The following is a 16,064-nucleotide window of genomic DNA, read 5'->3' on the forward strand; positions in this document are numbered from 1 at the left end:
CGCCCGTCGACGGTGCGGCGCAAGCCCGGCCCACGGCCCACCCACGACGCGGCACGAGCCCGGCCCGCCGCCCGTCGACGGTGCGGCGCGAGCCCGGCCCGCGCCCGCCCACGGCACCGCGCGAGCCCGGCCCACGGCCCGCCCACGGCTCCGCGCTCCGGCCGCTGCCTCCCGCCCCCGTCCAAATGGTTGGCCAGTCGGCCGCTGCGGGTGAGATCCTGGGCCAGGTATGTCTACTTCCCTCGCCGACCTCCAGGCCCTCCTCGCCCAGAGCTCGCTCCGTGACGCTCATCGCCTCGGCCGCCGCCTCGAAGGCGCCCGTCGTATCCGCAAGCCGGAGGCCCGGCAGGCCGTTCTGGACGAGATCGCCGCAGAGGCGGAGAAGTCCGCCGGCAAGGTGGCCGCCCGGGCCGCCCGCATGCCCACGATCACGTACCCCGAGAACCTCCCCGTCAGCCAGAAGAAGGACGACATCGCCGACGCGATACGCGACCACCAGGTCGTGATCGTCGCGGGCGAGACCGGCTCCGGCAAGACGACGCAGATCCCGAAGATCTGCATGGAGCTCGGGCGCGGCGTGCGCGGCATGATCGGGCACACCCAGCCCCGCCGGATCGCCGCCCGCACCGTCGCCGACCGCATCGCCGAGGAGCTGGACACCCCGCTCGGCGAGACCGTCGGCTGGAAGGTCCGCTTCACCGACCAGGTGAACCAGGAATCCACCTTCGTGAAGCTGATGACGGACGGCATCCTGCTCGCCGAGATCCAGACGGACCGCGAGCTGCGCGCGTACGACACGATCATCATCGACGAGGCCCACGAGCGGTCCCTCAACATCGACTTCCTGCTCGGCTACCTCGCCCAGCTGCTCCCCAAGCGCCCGGACCTCAAGGTCGTCATCACCTCGGCGACCATCGACCCGGAACGTTTCTCCCGGCACTTCGGCAACGCCCCGATCGTGGAGGTCAGCGGCCGGACGTACCCCGTCGAGGTCCGCTACCGCCCGCTCCTCGAAGAGGAGGGCGACGACTCCGACCGCGACCAGATCACCGCCATCACGGACGCCGTCGACGAACTCCAGTCCGAGGGCCCCGGCGACGTCCTGGTCTTCCTCTCCGGCGAGCGGGAGATCCGCGACACCGCCGACGCCCTCAACAAGCGCCAGCTGCGGCACACCGAGGTGCTCCCCCTCTACGCGCGGCTGAGCCACGCCGAGCAGAACCGGGTCTTCCAGCGCCACACCGGCCGCCGCATCGTCCTGGCGACGAACGTCGCGGAGACCTCGCTGACCGTCCCCGGCATCAAGTACGTGATCGACCCGGGCACCGCCCGCATCTCCCGCTACAGCCACCGCACCAAGGTCCAGCGGCTGCCCATCGAGCGGATCAGCCAGGCCAGCGCCAACCAGCGCAAGGGCCGTTGCGGCCGTACCTCCGACGGCATCTGCATCCGGCTCTACTCCGAGGACGACTTCCTCACCCGCCCGGAGTTCACCGACGCCGAGATCCTGCGCACCAACCTCGCCTCCGTCATCCTGCAGATGACCGCGGCCGGGCTCGGCGAGATCGAGAAGTTCCCGTTCATCGACCCGCCGGACCACCGCAACATCCGGGACGGCGTACAGCTCCTCCAGGAGCTCGGCGCGCTCGACCCGAACGAGAAGGACCCGAAGAAGCGGCTCACCCCGCAGGGCCGCAAGCTGGCCCAGCTGCCGGTCGACCCGCGCCTCGCCCGGATGGTCCTTGAGGCCGACAAGAACGGTTGCGTTCGGGAAGTGATGGTGATCGCCTCCGCGCTCTCCATCCAGGACCCGCGCGAGCGGCCGGTGGAGAAGCAGCAGCAGGCGGACCAGAACCACGCCCGGTTCAAGGACGAGACGAGCGACTTCCTGTCGTTCCTGAACATGTGGCGCTACATCCGCGAGCAGCAGAAGGAGCGCGGCTCCTCCAGCTTCCGCCGGATGTGCAAGCAGGAGTACCTGAACTTCCTGCGGATCCGCGAGTGGCAGGACATCTACGCGCAGCTGCGGTCGGTGGCGAAGCAGCTGGGCATCCACCTCAACGAGGAGGACGCGCCGGAGACCTCCGTGCACACCTCGCTCCTCGCCGGCCTCCTGTCCCACATCGGCCTCAAGGACACCGACAAGAACGAGTACCTGGGCGCCCGCAACGCCAAGTTCGCGATCTTCCCCGGCTCCGCCCTGTTCAAGAAGCAGCCCCGCTTCATCATGTCCGCCGAGCTGGTGGAGACCTCCCGGCTGTGGGCCAGGGTCAACGCCAAGGTCGAGCCGGAGTGGATCGAGCCGCTCGCCCAGCACCTGGTCAAGCGCACCTACAGCGAGCCGCACTGGGAGAAGGACCAGGCCGCGGTGATGGCGTACGAGCGGGTGACTCTGTACGGCGTGCCGATCGTCGCGCAGCGCAAGGTGAACTACGGGCGGATCGACGCCGAGGTCTCCCGCGACCTGTTCATCCGCAACGCGCTCGTGGAGGGCGACTGGCGCACCCACCACAAGTTCTTCGCCGACAACCGCAAGCTGCTCACCGAGGTCGAGGAGCTGGAGCACCGGGCGCGGCGCCGCGACATCCTGGTGGACGACGAGACGCTCTTCGACTTCTACGACGGGCGGATCCCCGAACACGTCGTCTCCGGAGCCCACTTCGACTCGTGGTGGAAGCACAAGAAGCGCGAGGAGCCCGAACTCCTCGACTTCGAACGCGAGATGCTCATCAACGAGAAGGCCGCAGGCGTCACCAAGGACGACTACCCGGACAGCTGGCGCCAGGGAGCCCTGAAGTTCAAGGTCACCTACCAGTTCGAGCCGGGTGCGGACGCGGACGGCGTGACCGTCCACATTCCGCTCCAGGTGCTCAACCAGGTCACCGACGAGGGCTTCGACTGGCAGATCCCGGGCCTGCGCGAGGAGGTCGTGACGGAGCTGATCCGGTCGCTGCCGAAGCCGGTCCGCCGGCACTACGTGCCCGCGCCCGACTACGCGCAGAAGTTCCTGGACCGGGCGGTTCCGCTGCAGGAGCCGATCCACTTCACGCTCGCCCGCGAGCTGCAGAAGATGGTCGGAGTGCCCGTCTCCCCCGCCGACTTCGACCTGGGCCGCATCCCCGACCACCTGCGCATCACGTTCCGGATCGTCGACGAGCGGCGCAAGAAGCTCGCCGAGGACAAGGACCTGGAGGCGCTGCGGCTGAAGCTGCGCCCGAAGGCCCGCCAGGCCCTCTCGCAGGCCGCGGCGGCGACGGCGGAGCGCTCGGGCGGCGAGACCATCGAGCGCACCGGCCTCACGGACTGGACCATCGGCTCGCTGACGAAGGTCTTCGAGACGAAGCGTGCGGGCCAGCCGGTGAAGGCGTACCCGGCGCTCGTCGACAAGGGCGCCTCGGTCTCCGTGCAGCTCTTCGACTCCGAGGCCGAGCAGCGGCAGGCGATGTGGGCGGGCACCCGGCGCCTGATCCTGCTCAACATCCCGGTGAACCCGGCGAAGTTCGCCTCCGACAAACTCACCAACCAGCAGAAGCTGGCCCTCTCCAGCAATCCGCACGGCTCCATCCAGGCGCTCTTCGACGACTGCGCCATGGCCGCCACGGACAAGCTGATCGCCGACCACGGCGGCCCGGCCTGGGACGAGGAGTCGTTCCGCAAGCTGTACGACAAGGTGCGCGCGGACCTCGTGGACGCGACGGTGCGGACGGTGGGCCAGGTCCAGCAGGTGCTGGCCGCCTGGCAGGCCTGCGAGCGGCGCCTGAAGTCGACCAGCAGCCCGGTGCTGCTGGCCAACCTCACCGACGTACGCAAGCAGATCGACGCGCTGATGCCGGCCGGGTTCGTCACGAGGACCGGGCTGAAGCGGCTGCCGCACCTCATGCGCTATCTGGTGGCCGCCGACAGGCGCCTGCAACAGATGCCGACCGGCGCCCAGCGCGACACCGCGCGCATGGAGAAGGTCCACGAGATGCAGGACGAGTACGCCTGGCTGCTGGAGCAGCTGCCGCAGGGCAGGCCGGTGCCGCCGGAGGTGCGGGAGATCCGCTGGATGATCGAGGAACTGCGGGTCAGCTACTTCGCGCACGCGCTGGGCACCGCGTACCCGGTGTCCGACAAGCGCATCGTGAAGGCGATCGACGCGGCGGCGCCGTAGCCGGGAGCCCTCCGCGGATCGAGTTCGACTGCACCCTCTGACCTGCTGTACAGTCTGACTCGCAGCAACACGCACACACCAGGCGAAAAGCTGCGAATCAAGGTCCTGTGGAGCAGTTTGGAGTGCTCGCCACCCTGTCAAGGTGGAGGCCGCGGGTTCAAATCCCGTCAGGACCGCAGTAGTTTGAGGCTCGCATCTTCACGGATGCGGGCCTCATTTCGTTGTCTTTGCCCGATCGGGCCTCTCCCGCGTCTTGACTCCGTCATCTGCCACCGGTACCCCGGAGAGCAGGGACCCGGAGGTGACGCGTGGCGGCATCCACATCGCGGCACGAAACGCGCGCGCTGCTGCGCGCCCATCTGGCGGCCGCAATGAACTACCGGCACCGGACCGCGCACTGTCCGATCTGCCGCCGGCTGCTGCTGCTCGCCATGGAGCCCGAGGACGAGCCCGGGGCGGCCCCCAGGGCCCGTGGAGCGGTGGCGGCACCGAAGACCGGGAGCGGCCCCCCTCAAGCCCCTGCCGCAGCCTCCACGGGCGGCCACGCCGATCCCGGGGGCGGAGCCCCGGCGGCGGCTCAGGACGAAAGTCCTCCGGTCTCATGACCATCGACTCGCGCGGCACGCTCCTTTCGGTGGCAGGCTCGGATTTGGCAAGAGCCGCGAGCTGTGACGGGTGTCACCGAAAGAGTTTGCGGGGCGGGGGAACTTACACCCTCCCTACAACGGCCCAATTTAATATGTGCAATTGCACTTTCCCGCAGGACGTCCCGGCACGAGCCCGGGCGGGTCCGGCACGAGCCCGGCACGAGCCCGAGCGGGGTCGGCCGGCCCCGCCCGGGCCGGCCCACAGAGGCGCGACGGGCATAAAAAAATCGCGCTGGACCCGGCGGAGTCCAGCGCGATCAATGACGCGGCCCCCGTTGGGGCGGGTGCCGGTCAGTTGGAGCCATGGGGTGAGCGGTGCGGGACGAGTTGGGGGACCCGTGCCCGAAATGCCCAGTTGTGCGGGGGTGTTGCAAGGCCTAGCCGTTACTACGGGTAAAGATGTGAAGCGGTAATACGAGGTAATGCGATGCCTCAGGCCTCGCTGCGCTGCTGCGGAATACCCGCAAGCAGTGCGCGGACCTCGGCCTCGCGGTAACGCCTGTGCCCACCCAGCGTGCGGATGGACGTGAGCTTGCCTGCCTTGGCCCAGCGGGTCACCGTCTTCGGGTCCACGCGGAACATCGTGGCGACCTCAGCCGGGGTCAGCAGCGGCTCGGCGTCAGGGGTGCGAGCGGTCATGAGCGGCCTCCTCGGGAGAACCGAACCTTCACGGTTCTTTCCTCTAAATTCTGCACCTTGACCCGCGTTGCCCGAAATGGCGGACGCGGGCCGAGTCGGTTATAGGACGAACGGCTTGTCCTCGGCACTACAACTACACCATCCGTCCAGCCGCGTGGGCCAAACCGACGGAATTGCCCTCTGAGGTGTTCATCCGCGACGGAAGCCGATGGACCATGCCATAGCGGACAGTCACGCCACAGTGACGATCAGTCACAGAGCGATCAGGAGTCATCAGACCCCCCATAGAGTGCAATGCCGAGCAATCCGCCCTTAGTTGGACGGAAGGAGCCCTCCCCGGACTCCTTGTCCTATTTTGACACGAGGGCGGGGGATGAGCGCAAGGGGCGATTAAGTGCTGTCCGTCACGCTTGCCACAAAAGCCCGGATCGGGACGTAGGTCCCGAGGGTTTTCGTCCCACCTGTCACACGCACCACATCACGGTCTGGTTCAGCGGAAGCTCAGGTTTTGCTCAAATCGCATTCGGTATGCGGTATTCGGTGCCCGGGAAGCGGAAAACCGCGGCGGATCTGCACCGGACAGGTACGCGAACCGCACCCGATCAGGGGGCGAACCACACCCGATCGGCGGGCGGCCCGCAGCCGCACCGCACCCGGACAGCGGGCTGCCCGCGGCCGGACCGCATCCAGTCGGTTCACTCACCGCGGCCGGACCGCATCCAGTCGGTTCACTCACCGCGGCCGGACCGCACCGGGTCAGTTGGCGAACTGCCGTTGCATGACCGCCCGCCAGCGCTCCGCGAGCCTGGCGTACGCCCTGGCCGCCCCGTCCGGATCGCCGGCCCGCAGCGCGCCCAGCCCCTCGGCCACGTCCGCCGCCGACCGGTCCGACGCCAGCTCCTTCTCCCCCAGTACGTGTGCGAGCCCGCCGTAGTCCAGTTCGACGAGGGACCTGGGGTGGAACTCCTCCAGCCACCGCCCCACCTCCAGCAGCCCGGTCACCAGCGGCCCCTCGTCCATGTGGGTGCGCAGCGTGCGCAGACCCCGCGCCACCCGGCGCCGCGCCTGCACCATCGGCGTGCGGTAGCGCAGCAGCGGGGCTCCGTCGGCCGAGCCCTTCACGTACTCCCGCTCCTCGTCCTCGAACAGGACGAACCAGCGCACCGGCACGTGCCACACCGAGGTCTTGATCCACGGCCGGGCGTCCGGGTTCTGCTCCCGCCACCGCTCGTGGTCCGCGGCCACCTGCCGGCGCAGCAGCGGCGGCAGTACGGCGTCCAGCAGCACGGCCGGGTACTGGCTCTCCAGCTCCGCCAGGGCCAGCCTGCCGCGCAGCCTGGTCCGCCAGGGGCAGACCACCAGGACCTCGTCCACCTCGGCCAGGTACGCGTCCCCGCTCTCGTGCACCGGCACCACGACGGGCGGGGTGGGCAGCAGGTCGGCGAGCGCGGAGCGGAGCTCGTCCTGCGGGCACGGCAGCTCGGGGCGGCGGGCGTAGCGGGCCCAGTGGGTGCGCTCCGGCTCCGGGAAGGCGGCCAGCGGTTCGTACACCCGCAGGGACGACACGTACGGGACGATCACCGATGACGCCAGGGGCACGCCAGCTCCTCACCTGTGGCCGGGCCGGCCGGGCGGCCGACCGGAACCGAATCGTCCCACGGGGGTACCCGGAAAGGGGGTGATCCCGGGCACCGGCCCCTGAGCGGGGCCCGCAGGCCCTACCCTCATGCCCATCGGCCCTCCCCACCCGCAGGAGGGCTTCCCCGCCTCGCAATTGGGAGTCACCACAGTGACCGCATCTTCCGACGGCGTCCTGCACACCCTGTTCCGCTCGGAGCAGGGGGGTCACGAGCAAGTCGTGCTCTGCCAGGACCGCGCCTCCGGCCTCAAGGCCGTCATCGCCCTGCACAACACGGACCTCGGTCCCGGCCTGGGCGGCACCCGCTTCTACCCGTACGAGAGCGAGGAGGCGGCCGTCGCCGACGCCCTCAACCTCTCGCGCGGAATGAGCTACAAGAACGCCCTGGCCGGACTCGACCACGGCGGCGGCAAGGCCGTGATCATCGGCGATCCGGAGCAGATCAAGACGGAGGAGCTGCTCCTCGCCTACGGCCGCTTCGTGGCCTCGCTCGGCGGCCGCTACGTGACCGCCTGCGACGTCGGTACGTACGTCGCGGACATGGACGTGGTGGCCCGCGAGTGCCGCTGGACGACGGGCCGCTCGCCGGAGAACGGCGGCGCGGGCGACTCCTCCGTACTGACGGCCTTCGGCGTCTTCCAGGGCATGCGCGCCTGCGCCCAGCAGCTGTGGGGCGACCCCACCCTGCGCGGCCGCAAGGTGGGCGTGGCCGGGGTCGGCAAGGTCGGCCACTACCTGGTCGAGCACCTGCTGGAGGACGGCGCCCAAGTCGTGATCACGGATGTGCGCGAGGAGTCGGTGCGCCGGGTGACCGACAAGCACCCCCAGGTCACCGTGGTCGCCGACACCGACGCGCTGATCCGCGTCGAGGGCCTGGACGTCTACGCCCCGTGCGCGCTGGGCGGCGCCCTGGACGACGACACGGTCCCGGTGCTCACCGCCGCGGTGGTCTGCGGAGCGGCCAACAACCAGCTCGCCCACCCGGGCGTGGAGAAGGACCTCGCGGACCGCGGGATCCTCTACGCACCGGACTACGTGGTGAACGCCGGCGGAGTCATCCAGGTCGCCGACGAGCTGCACGGCTTCGACTTCGACCGGTGCAAGAAGAAGGCAGCCAAGATCTTCGACACCACCCTGGAGATCTTCGCTCGTGCAAAGAGCGATGGGGTTCCTCCGGCTGCTGCAGCCGACCGGATCGCCGAGCAGCGGATGGCCGAGGCGCGCGCGGCGCGCTGATCGGGGCGGGCCGGCCCGCCCCAGGGGAGACATCACTCACCCCCCTCGGCGGGTCGGCCGTCAGGAAGGGGCTAAAATCGCGGTTGACCAGCGGGGACGGATTGTCCCGCCGGTTGTGCTTCGAGGTGTCTCCTGCGGGCGGCGTACCGTATGGCCAAAGAAGCAGGTACCGTTGAAGTCCTGCGGACCGGGCTCTCCACGGAGGGACCGTTCCCAACCATGAACGCGTGTCAAGACTCTGGGGCCGTCGAGCCCCGTCACCGAGGGGGTCGAGCCATGGGGCGCGGCCGGGCAAAGGCCAAGCAGACGAAGGTCGCCCGCCAGCTGAAGTACAGCAGCGGCGGGACCGACCTGTCGCGTCTGGCCAATGAGCTGGGCGCTTCGACTTCGCAACAGCCGCCGAATGGCGAGCCGTTCGAGGACGATGACGAGGAAGACGACCCGTACGCACAGTACGCGTCGCAGTACAACGACGAGGACGAGGACGATGAGTCCGGTCCTTCGTCGCAGCGCCGCGGCGCTTGACGCCGCAGCTCTGGCGCGTTCAGTTCTGGCGTTCGTACACCTCAAAAATCTTCATAGGGTGTGAGCAGTACCCACCGGACCCGGTCCTGGGCTTTCGCCCCGGACCGGGTTCTGTGCGTCCTGCCGCCCCCGGCCGGGACTACTTCGCGTAGTCGCCGGTCAGGGTCGCGCCCTCGCGGTGCTCGCCGCGGGCCAGGATCTCTCCGGCCACCCAGGAGTCCACGCCGCGGTCCTCCAGCGTGGCCAGGGCCACGTCGACCGACTCCTGCGGGACGACGGCGATCATGCCGACGCCCATGTTGAGGGTCTTCTCCAGCTCCAGGCGCTCCACCCGTCCTGCCTGGCCGACGACGTCGAAGACGGCGCCGGGGGTCCAGGTCGAGCGGTCGACCGTGGCGTGCAGGTGCTCGGGGATCACCCGGGCCAGGTTGTTGGCCAGGCCGCCGCCTGTGACGTGGCTGAAGGCGTGCACCTGGGCGGTACGGGTGAGCGCCAGGCAGTCCAGCGAGTAGATCCTGGTGGGCTCCAGCAGCTCCTCGCCGAGGGTCCGGCCGAACTCCTCGATCTCCCGGTCCAGGGTCCAGCCCGCGCGGTCGAAGACGACGTGCCGCACCAGCGAGTACCCGTTCGAGTGAAGACCGGAGGACGCCATCGCGATCACGGCGTCACCCTCGCGGATCCGGTCCGCGCCGAGGAGCTGGTCGTACTCCACGACACCGGTGCCGGCACCCGCCACGTCGAAGTCGTCCGGGCCGAGCAGCCCCGGGTGCTCGGCGGTCTCGCCGCCGACCAGCGCGCAGCCGGCCAGGACACAGCCTTCGGCGATGCCCTTGACGATGGCGGCGACACGCTCGGGGTGCACCTTGCCGACACAGATGTAGTCGGTCATGAACAGCGGTTCCGCGCCGCAGACGACCAGGTCGTCGACGACCATGCCGACGAGGTCGTGGCCGATGGTGTCGTACACGCCCATCTGACGGGCGAGGTCGACCTTCGTGCCGACGCCGTCGGTCGCGGAGGCGAGCAGCGGGCGCTCGTAGCGCTTGAGGGCGGAGGCGTCGAAGAGGCCGGCGAAGCCGCCGAGGCCGCCCAGGACCTCGGGGCGCTTCGTCTTCTTCACCCACTCCTTCATCAGCTCCACCGCGCGGTCGCCCGCCTCGATGTCGACGCCCGCGGACGCATAGCTGGCACCGGTGGTCTCAGACTTCTCAGACATGGGGAGGTGAGAACTTTCGTGTCGAACAGCAGGGTGTGACGGGCGCTACGGCCGACGGAGCGCTTCGGCCGCGGCGGTGTTCGCCACTCCGGCCGCGAGCTCGGTCTCCAGGAGCTGCTTGCCGAGCAGCTCCGGGTCGGGGAGATCCATCGGGTACTCGCCGTCGAAGCAGGCGCGGCAGAGCTTCGGCTTGTCGATCGTCGTGGACTCGATCATGCCGTCGATGGAGATGTAGGCGAGCGAGTCGGCGCCCAGCGAGGTACCGATCTCCTCGATCGACATCCCGTTGGCGATCAGCTCGGCGCGGGTCGCGAAGTCGATGCCGAAGAAGCACGGCCACTTCACGGGCGGCGAGGAGATACGGATGTGGATCTCCGCCGCGCCCGCCTCACGGAGCATCTTGACCAGGGCGCGCTGGGTGTTGCCGCGGACGATCGAGTCGTCGACGACGACCAGGCGCTTGCCCTTGATGACTTCCTTGAGCGGGTTGAGCTTCAGACGGATGCCGAGCTGGCGGATCGTCTGGGACGGCTGGATGAAGGTCCGGCCGACGTAGGCGTTCTTGACGAGTCCCGAGCCGTACGGGATCCCGCTGGCTTCGGCGTACCCGATCGCGGCGGGGGTGCCGGATTCGGGCGTCGCTATGACGAGATCGGCCTCGGCAGGGGCTTCCGCGGCCAGTTTCCGGCCCATCTCAACCCGGCTGAGATAGACGTTGCGGCCCGCGATGTCGGTGTCGGGGCGCGCGAGGTAGACGTACTCGAAGACACAGCCCTTGGGCTTCGCTTCTGCGAATCGAGAGGTACGGAGACCGTTCTCGTCGATGGCGAGCATCTCGCCCGGCTCGACCTCGCGGACGTATGCCGCACCGCAGATGTCGAGGGCGGCGGACTCGGAGGCCACCACCCAGCCGCGCTCGAGGCGGCCGAGGACCAGCGGGCGGATGCCCTGCGGGTCGCGGGCCGCGTACAGCGTGCCCTCGTCCATGAAGACGAGGGAGAAGGCGCCCATCACCTGCGGGAGCACCTTTGCGGCGGCCTCCTCGATGGTCAGGGGCTTGCCGTCGTCATCGGTCTGGCCCGCGAGCAGGGCCGTGACCAGGTCGGTGTCGTTGGTGGCTGCCACCTGGGTGGCCCGGCCGTTCTCCTTGGGGAGAGAGGCGACCAGCTCGGCGAGCTGGGCCGTGTTGACCAGGTTTCCGTTGTGGCCCAGCGCGATCGAACCGTGCGCGGTGGCACGGAATGTCGGCTGCGCGTTCTCCCACACCGAGGCTCCGGTGGTGGAGTAGCGGGCGTGACCGACCGCGATATGGCCCTGGAGGGAGCCGAGAGAGGTTTCGTCGAAGACTTGCGAGACCAGCCCCATGTCCTTGAAGACGAGGATCTGGGACCCGTTGCTGACTGCGATTCCCGCGGATTCCTGTCCGCGGTGCTGCAGTGCATACAGTCCGAAATAGGTGAGCTTGGCGACCTCTTCGCCGGGAGCCCAGACACCGAAGACGCCGCAAGCGTCCTGGGGGCCTTTCTCACCGGGGAGCAGGTCGTGGTTGAGGAGTCCATCACCACGAGGCACGGCACCGAGTGTAGGCGAGATCGACCACTGGTCCGAATTGGGGATGGGGAGGGGTGGGGGGACGGGACGAAACGGTCCTGCTCAGGGGCGGGACGGGGCGGGCCCCCTTTGGGCGGGGGTCCACCCGGGGCTCTCTGGTCCACCCACAGGTGGTGGGCCGCCCGCGACCCCCTCCCCAGCCCTCCTGGGCGGCGGGGCCACCCTGACCACCGCCGTCCCCTTGGCCGACGGAGCCGCCCCCACCCCTACCCCCCCAGCCCCCTTGGGCGGCGGGGCCGCCCCCCGGGGGCGGGACGGGCGGGCAAGGGGGCGGCCCCCGGCGGAGCCGCACCCCTGGCCACTCGCACCCCTGGCACCGCACCGCGTTGCCCCTGTGCGAGGGCGTGCCACTACGGCTCACCGGGGTGGACCGGGACCCAGACAGTGGAGCGGGGTCGGGGGGCCGCCCCCCGTGCCCACCCTCCCCCAAGCTCTCGGCTTCGCTGGAGCAGGGGGGAACCCCGGCGCCCCAGGGGGGCGGCCCCTGTGCCCACGAGGGACGGCGCGGCGTCTGTGCCCGCGGGAGGCGAGGGTGGCACCCATGTCCACGGGGAGCGGCACGGCGCCCGAGCCCGAGGAGCGGCGCGGCACCTGTGCCCGCGGGAGGCGAGGGTGGCACCCATGTCCACGGGGAGCGGCACGGCACCTGTGCCCCGGGAGGCGGGGGCGCGGGGCCCATGGCCACGGCGGTGGGGTGGCACTCGGTGCCTTGGGGGGGGTGGGTCAGTGGGGGGATTTGGCGGTGAGGGATTTCTGGGTGGAGGTGGTGAGGGTCAGGGTGGAGCCGTCCACCCGGAAGGCCACCTTGCCGCTCAGCACCTCCAGCAACTGCTTCTCCACCCCCGCCCCCTCCCCCTGGCACATCATCCGAGTGGTCGCGATGCGCCCGAACTCCAGCGTGCCGTCCCCCTGCTTCGCCTTCCCGGTCAGGGAATTGCATCCGGTACGGCCGCGTACCGAACCGTCCTCGCCGAAGGTCAGGTACGCCTTGCCCGCCGTGCCCGCGGGCACCGACTTGGCGGTCTCCCCCGCCACGAAGGAGTCCACGGTCCACTTGGTCCCGGTGAGCGGCGCGTCGGGCTCCACCGGCTTCGAGGTCAGCGCCACCGTGTCGCCCGCGGCCGTGGTCAGGGTCAGCCGGCCGTCGTCCAGCTTCGCCTTCAGCTGACTCTTGAAGGCCTTGCGCAGCGACAGCTCGAAGTCCTGCTGCTCGCAAGCCATCTGGGTCGACATCAGCTTGTCGAGAGTGACGGCGTCACCCTTGACGGTGGCCCTGCCGGTGAAGGTGTTGCAGCCGTAGTTCCCCTTGACGGCGCCCTTGTCGTCGATCTCGACGTACACGCCCTTCGGCGCCGCGGCCTTCTTCCCGTCGACCGTCGAGCTCACGGCAGTCCACCGCACACCGGTCAGCGGCAGATCGGCCTGGACCGCGCCGCCGTCCTTTCTGTCGCCGCCCGCCCCGGAGCCCGCTCCGGCACCCGTCTCCGTACCGCAAGCACCCAGTGCGAGGAGTGCCAGGGCCGTGACGGAAACACTGAGCGCCTGCTTCGTCTTCCGCGTCTTGAGCTTCGGCTTCGTCTGCATGCCGATGTGACGGAACAGGTGGGACAACCGGTTCCACTTGCTCCGGCGCGCGCCCGCGCATCACCCCATGATCGGCAGCACCCCCACCAGATCCGCACGCTCCCCACTGGCCCTGACCTGGGCATCTTCGAGAGCATCCGCCCATTGTGTACGTCCTGTGGCAAGCCTGATCCAGGTCAGCGGATCGGTCTCCACCACGTTAGGCGGCGTTCCGCGGGTGTGCCGCGGGCCCTCGACGCACTGCACGACCGCGTACGGCGGGATGCGTACCTCGGTGGACGCCCCGGGGGCCTTCACCGCGAGCGCGTCCGCGAGCAGCCGGGTGCACGCGGCCAGCGCCTGCCGGTCGAACGTCACCTCCACGCCGGTGGCCCTCGCGAGGTCGTCGCTGTGCACGATCAGCTCGACGGTACGGGTGACGAGGAAGTCCGCGCACCGCATCGGGCCCACCCTGGTCATGACGATCCGCTCGTCGTCAGCCCCCGGCAGCACCTCGGCGATGTCCGCCGCCACCTTGGCGAACAGCTCCCCGACCGGTGCGCCCGCCGCGAGCGCCCGGGTGTCCTCCGCGACCTGCCCGGCGTGCGGCGCGGTCGTGAACGGCCAGTCCGCCAGCGCCACTTCGGCCCTGGCGGGCGCGGGCTCGCGGAGGAACCGCACGACGGACCCGAGCCCCATCGACAGATGCGCGGCCAACTCCCGCACGCTCCAGTCCCCCAGCCCACTGGGCCGCGCCAACTGCTCGTCGGACAGCCCCTCGACGACCTCCCGTACGTGCCCGAACTGGGCGAGCACGGCGGCACGGATCTTCGCGGAGTCGTAGGTGCGCGGGCGCTTCTTCTTGGCGCGGGCGGCGGAGTTCGCTGACGTAGGAGCCATGGAGACGAGATTAGAGCCCGCCACTGACAATGCGCCTAGCCGAGCAGCAGTACCGCCGCCGCGCCGAGCGTCAGCAGGAGTGCGATCACCGGGCCCAGTGGCATGCCCTGTTCGCGCGGGGTGCTGTCGGCGGTGGGGCGCAGTTCCGGCCGGGCGAGCATCTCGCGGATGCGCTCCGCGGCCGCCCCCGCGACGTGTCCCCTGGCGGTGCGGCGGTCCAGCCGGGCCCAGCCGGTGGGGCGGACGCCGGTCCGCGCTCCGTCCGCGCCACGGAAGGAAATGCTGTCGTCGTCGTACTCGACCTTCCCGATCTCCGCCCACAGCAGCCGCTTCACCCGCCAGCCGTCGGCCACCCACACGCCCGCGCGGTCGGCGGTGACCCGCCAGTTGAGTGCCGCGGCGATGTAGCCGATCGAGAACGGCAGCAGGAGCAGACCGCACCACACCCGCCAGCCGCGTTCGCCGTCCAGGAACGAGAGGACGACGCCGGCCTCCGCCAGGAGGAACAGGAATCCCATGGTCCGGCTGACCGGACCGGCCGACCAGCTCAGTACCACCCCGCGCCCGTGGGAAGCGGGGTCGGGGGAGGTCGCGTCGTGAGGAGCGGGGTCGGGGGAGGTCGCGTCGTGAGGACTGGGGTCGGGGGAGGTCGCGTCGTGAGGACTGGGGTCGGGGGAGGTCGCGTCGTAGGAGCTGGGGTCGCTCAAGGGATGTCCGTTCGGATCGTTCGTCGGTCGGCTGCCGCGGCGGGCCCGGGCGGCCGGGGTCGTGCCGTGTTCCACCGCGACGCGTCCGCCGGGTGCCTCGGCGGCGACGTAGGCCAGTTCGGCACCGACGGCGGGGGTCCCGTACAGCACGGCCTCGCGCAGCGGCCGCGGTCCCGTGCGCCTGCCGCTCCGGCCGTCCCCGGCCTCGCCCTCGTACGCGCCCCACGAGCGGAAGCCGAGCAGCGGCTCCCTGCCCTCCAGGTCGTCGGCCGCGTACACCCAGGTCCTGCCGTCCGCGCCCTCCCTGACCAGGACCCGCAGGGCGGGCTGCGGGCGCAGGCGCAGTCCGGCGGACCGCAGGAGCGCTGCGAGGCCCTCGATCAGCAGGGCGGTGCCGAGCGTGCCAGTGATCAGCAGCGCCCACTTCCCCTCGTACGCGGTGGGCCGCAGGGCGCAGTACCCGGCCACGGTGAGCAGGACCGCGGCGGCCGTCAGCCGGACGTACGGACGGCGGGGGCGCCGCCCGGGAGCCCCGGGGACGGCCGGCAGCGGGTGGCGGGCGGGCCCCGCTGCCTCCGCCACCCGTTCCCACTGGCGCACCCGCACGCCGCGCCGGTGCAGCAGGGTCGCGGCGGCCAGCACCGCGGCGGCCGCGGCCCCGGCCAGCGCGGGCAGCGCCGTCCGGCCCAGGGCGTCGGTGGAGATCAGCGCGCCGGTGGCCAGCGGGACCAGGACCGCCAGCGCCAGCGCGGGGCGGCGCCAGATCCAGTACAGCTCCAGGAGCAGCAGTCCCAGGAACACCGTGGGCCACCCCCACCACGACGTCAGACCACCCGAGGCCGTGGAGACGGCGTAGACGGTGAGCTGCCCGGCCGGGGCGGCCGTGTCGTACGCGGTCCCGGTGGTGCCCGGCGCGGTCACTTCCACGCGCCCGGACACATACGAGCGGTCCGGGGACTCCAGGGACCCATAGGTGCCGAACATCGAGAAGTCGCCCGGCTTCGGATCCGGCATCGCCAGTACCGCCCACACCACCGCCCCCGCCAGCACCAGCGCGGTCCACAGCGGGTGCGCCCACCGGGCGGGCACGGCCGCCAGCCAGCGGTGCACATCCGCCGTCCGCCAGGCCGCTGTGCCTTCGGGTATCCGTCCGCCGGGCAGCGGAACGGGCTCCGGCCCCGGGGAAGTGGGTTGTTCGCTCACCCGCGCATTATGTCCATGACATAAA

General features: G+C 70.5%; 11 protein-coding genes and 1 tRNA gene. 5 read left to right on the top strand and 7 right to left on the bottom strand.

Features of this window, described 5'->3' with window-relative positions; translation table 11 throughout:
* Positions 1–229 precede the first annotated feature (229 nt).
* The 3 genes from hrpA to ACFWVV_RS05120 all read left to right on the top strand — a co-directional run bounded on the left by hrpA (position 230) and on the right by ACFWVV_RS05120 (position 4,758).
* Positions 230–4,153 (top strand): ATP-dependent RNA helicase HrpA, encoded by a 3,924-nt coding sequence (gene hrpA / locus ACFWVV_RS05110; RefSeq protein WP_384343452.1) that lies wholly within the window; start codon positions 230–232, stop codon positions 4,151–4,153.
* A gap of 101 nt (positions 4,154–4,254) precedes the next feature.
* Positions 4,255–4,329: transfer RNA gene (locus tag ACFWVV_RS05115), tRNA-Asp, on the top strand.
* A gap of 195 nt (positions 4,330–4,524) precedes the next feature.
* A complete protein-coding gene (locus ACFWVV_RS05120; protein ID WP_384343621.1) occupies positions 4,525–4,758 on the top strand; it encodes a DUF6274 family protein in 234 nt (77 codons plus the stop codon).
* A gap of 474 nt (positions 4,759–5,232) precedes the next feature.
* Here the strand turns inward: ACFWVV_RS05120 and bldC are convergent, their stop codons facing one another.
* Together bldC and ACFWVV_RS05130 are read right to left on the bottom strand one after the other, a co-directional pair.
* Entirely contained in the window at positions 5,233–5,439 is a 207-nt protein-coding gene (bldC, locus tag ACFWVV_RS05125) for a developmental transcriptional regulator BldC (protein WP_003949541.1), read from the bottom strand.
* Positions 5,440–6,195: 756 nt separating this feature from the next.
* The gene (locus ACFWVV_RS05130) at positions 6,196–7,038 is read right to left on the bottom strand and encodes a hypothetical protein (RefSeq protein ID WP_384343449.1); all 843 of its coding nucleotides are present in this window, start codon (positions 7,036–7,038) and stop codon (positions 6,196–6,198) included.
* A 190-nt stretch (positions 7,039–7,228) separates the two neighbouring features.
* Here ACFWVV_RS05130 and ACFWVV_RS05135 point away from each other — a divergent pair, with 190 nt between their 5' ends.
* Positions 7,229–8,314 carry a Leu/Phe/Val dehydrogenase gene (locus ACFWVV_RS05135; protein WP_384343446.1) on the top strand — a complete coding sequence of 362 codons (1,086 nt, stop codon included), beginning with the start codon at positions 7,229–7,231 and terminating at the stop codon, positions 8,312–8,314.
* 276 nt (positions 8,315–8,590) lie between these two features.
* Positions 8,591–8,839 (top strand): DUF3073 domain-containing protein, encoded by a 249-nt coding sequence (locus tag ACFWVV_RS05140; RefSeq protein ID WP_384343443.1) that lies wholly within the window; start codon positions 8,591–8,593, stop codon positions 8,837–8,839.
* A 139-nt stretch (positions 8,840–8,978) separates the two neighbouring features.
* Here ACFWVV_RS05140 and purM read toward each other — a convergent pair whose 3' ends face one another.
* The 5 genes from purM to ACFWVV_RS05165 form a co-directional block, all read right to left on the bottom strand.
* A complete protein-coding gene (purM, locus tag ACFWVV_RS05145; protein WP_384343440.1) occupies positions 8,979–10,055 on the bottom strand; it encodes a phosphoribosylformylglycinamidine cyclo-ligase in 1,077 nt (358 codons plus the stop codon).
* A 45-nt stretch (positions 10,056–10,100) separates the two neighbouring features.
* Positions 10,101–11,627, bottom strand: a complete 1,527-nt coding sequence (gene purF / locus ACFWVV_RS05150) for an amidophosphoribosyltransferase (protein WP_384343437.1) — start codon at positions 11,625–11,627, stop codon at positions 10,101–10,103.
* 762 nt (positions 11,628–12,389) lie between these two features.
* A complete protein-coding gene (locus ACFWVV_RS05155) occupies positions 12,390–13,277 on the bottom strand; it encodes an META domain-containing protein (protein WP_384343435.1) in 888 nt (295 codons plus the stop codon).
* A gap of 33 nt (positions 13,278–13,310) precedes the next feature.
* Positions 13,311–14,129, bottom strand: coding sequence for a sterol carrier family protein (locus ACFWVV_RS05160; RefSeq protein ID WP_384343432.1), 819 nt, complete (start codon positions 14,127–14,129; stop codon positions 13,311–13,313).
* A gap of 35 nt (positions 14,130–14,164) precedes the next feature.
* Positions 14,165–16,039, bottom strand: coding sequence for a hypothetical protein (locus tag ACFWVV_RS05165; protein ID WP_384343430.1), 1,875 nt, complete (start codon positions 16,037–16,039; stop codon positions 14,165–14,167).
* Between the last annotated feature and the right edge of the window lie 25 nt (positions 16,040–16,064).

The sequence above is a fragment of the Streptomyces sp. NPDC058663 genome (assembly GCF_042716745.1).
GTDB lineage: Bacteria > Actinomycetota > Actinomycetes > Streptomycetales > Streptomycetaceae > Streptomyces.

Coding starts and splice junctions, on each gene's coding strand:
- hrpA (WP_384343452.1), top strand. CDS start 230: ATGTCTACTTCCCTCGCCGACCTCCAGGCCCTCCTCGCCCAGAGCTCG.
- ACFWVV_RS05120 (WP_384343621.1), top strand. CDS start 4,525: ATGAACTACCGGCACCGGACCGCGCACTGTCCGATCTGCCGCCGGCTG.
- bldC (WP_003949541.1), bottom strand. CDS start 5,439: ATGACCGCTCGCACCCCTGACGCCGAGCCGCTGCTGACCCCGGCTGAG.
- ACFWVV_RS05140 (WP_384343443.1), top strand. CDS start 8,591: ATGGGGCGCGGCCGGGCAAAGGCCAAGCAGACGAAGGTCGCCCGCCAG.
- purM (WP_384343440.1), bottom strand. CDS start 10,055: ATGTCTGAGAAGTCTGAGACCACCGGTGCCAGCTATGCGTCCGCGGGC.
- ACFWVV_RS05160 (WP_384343432.1), bottom strand. CDS start 14,129: ATGGCTCCTACGTCAGCGAACTCCGCCGCCCGCGCCAAGAAGAAGCGC.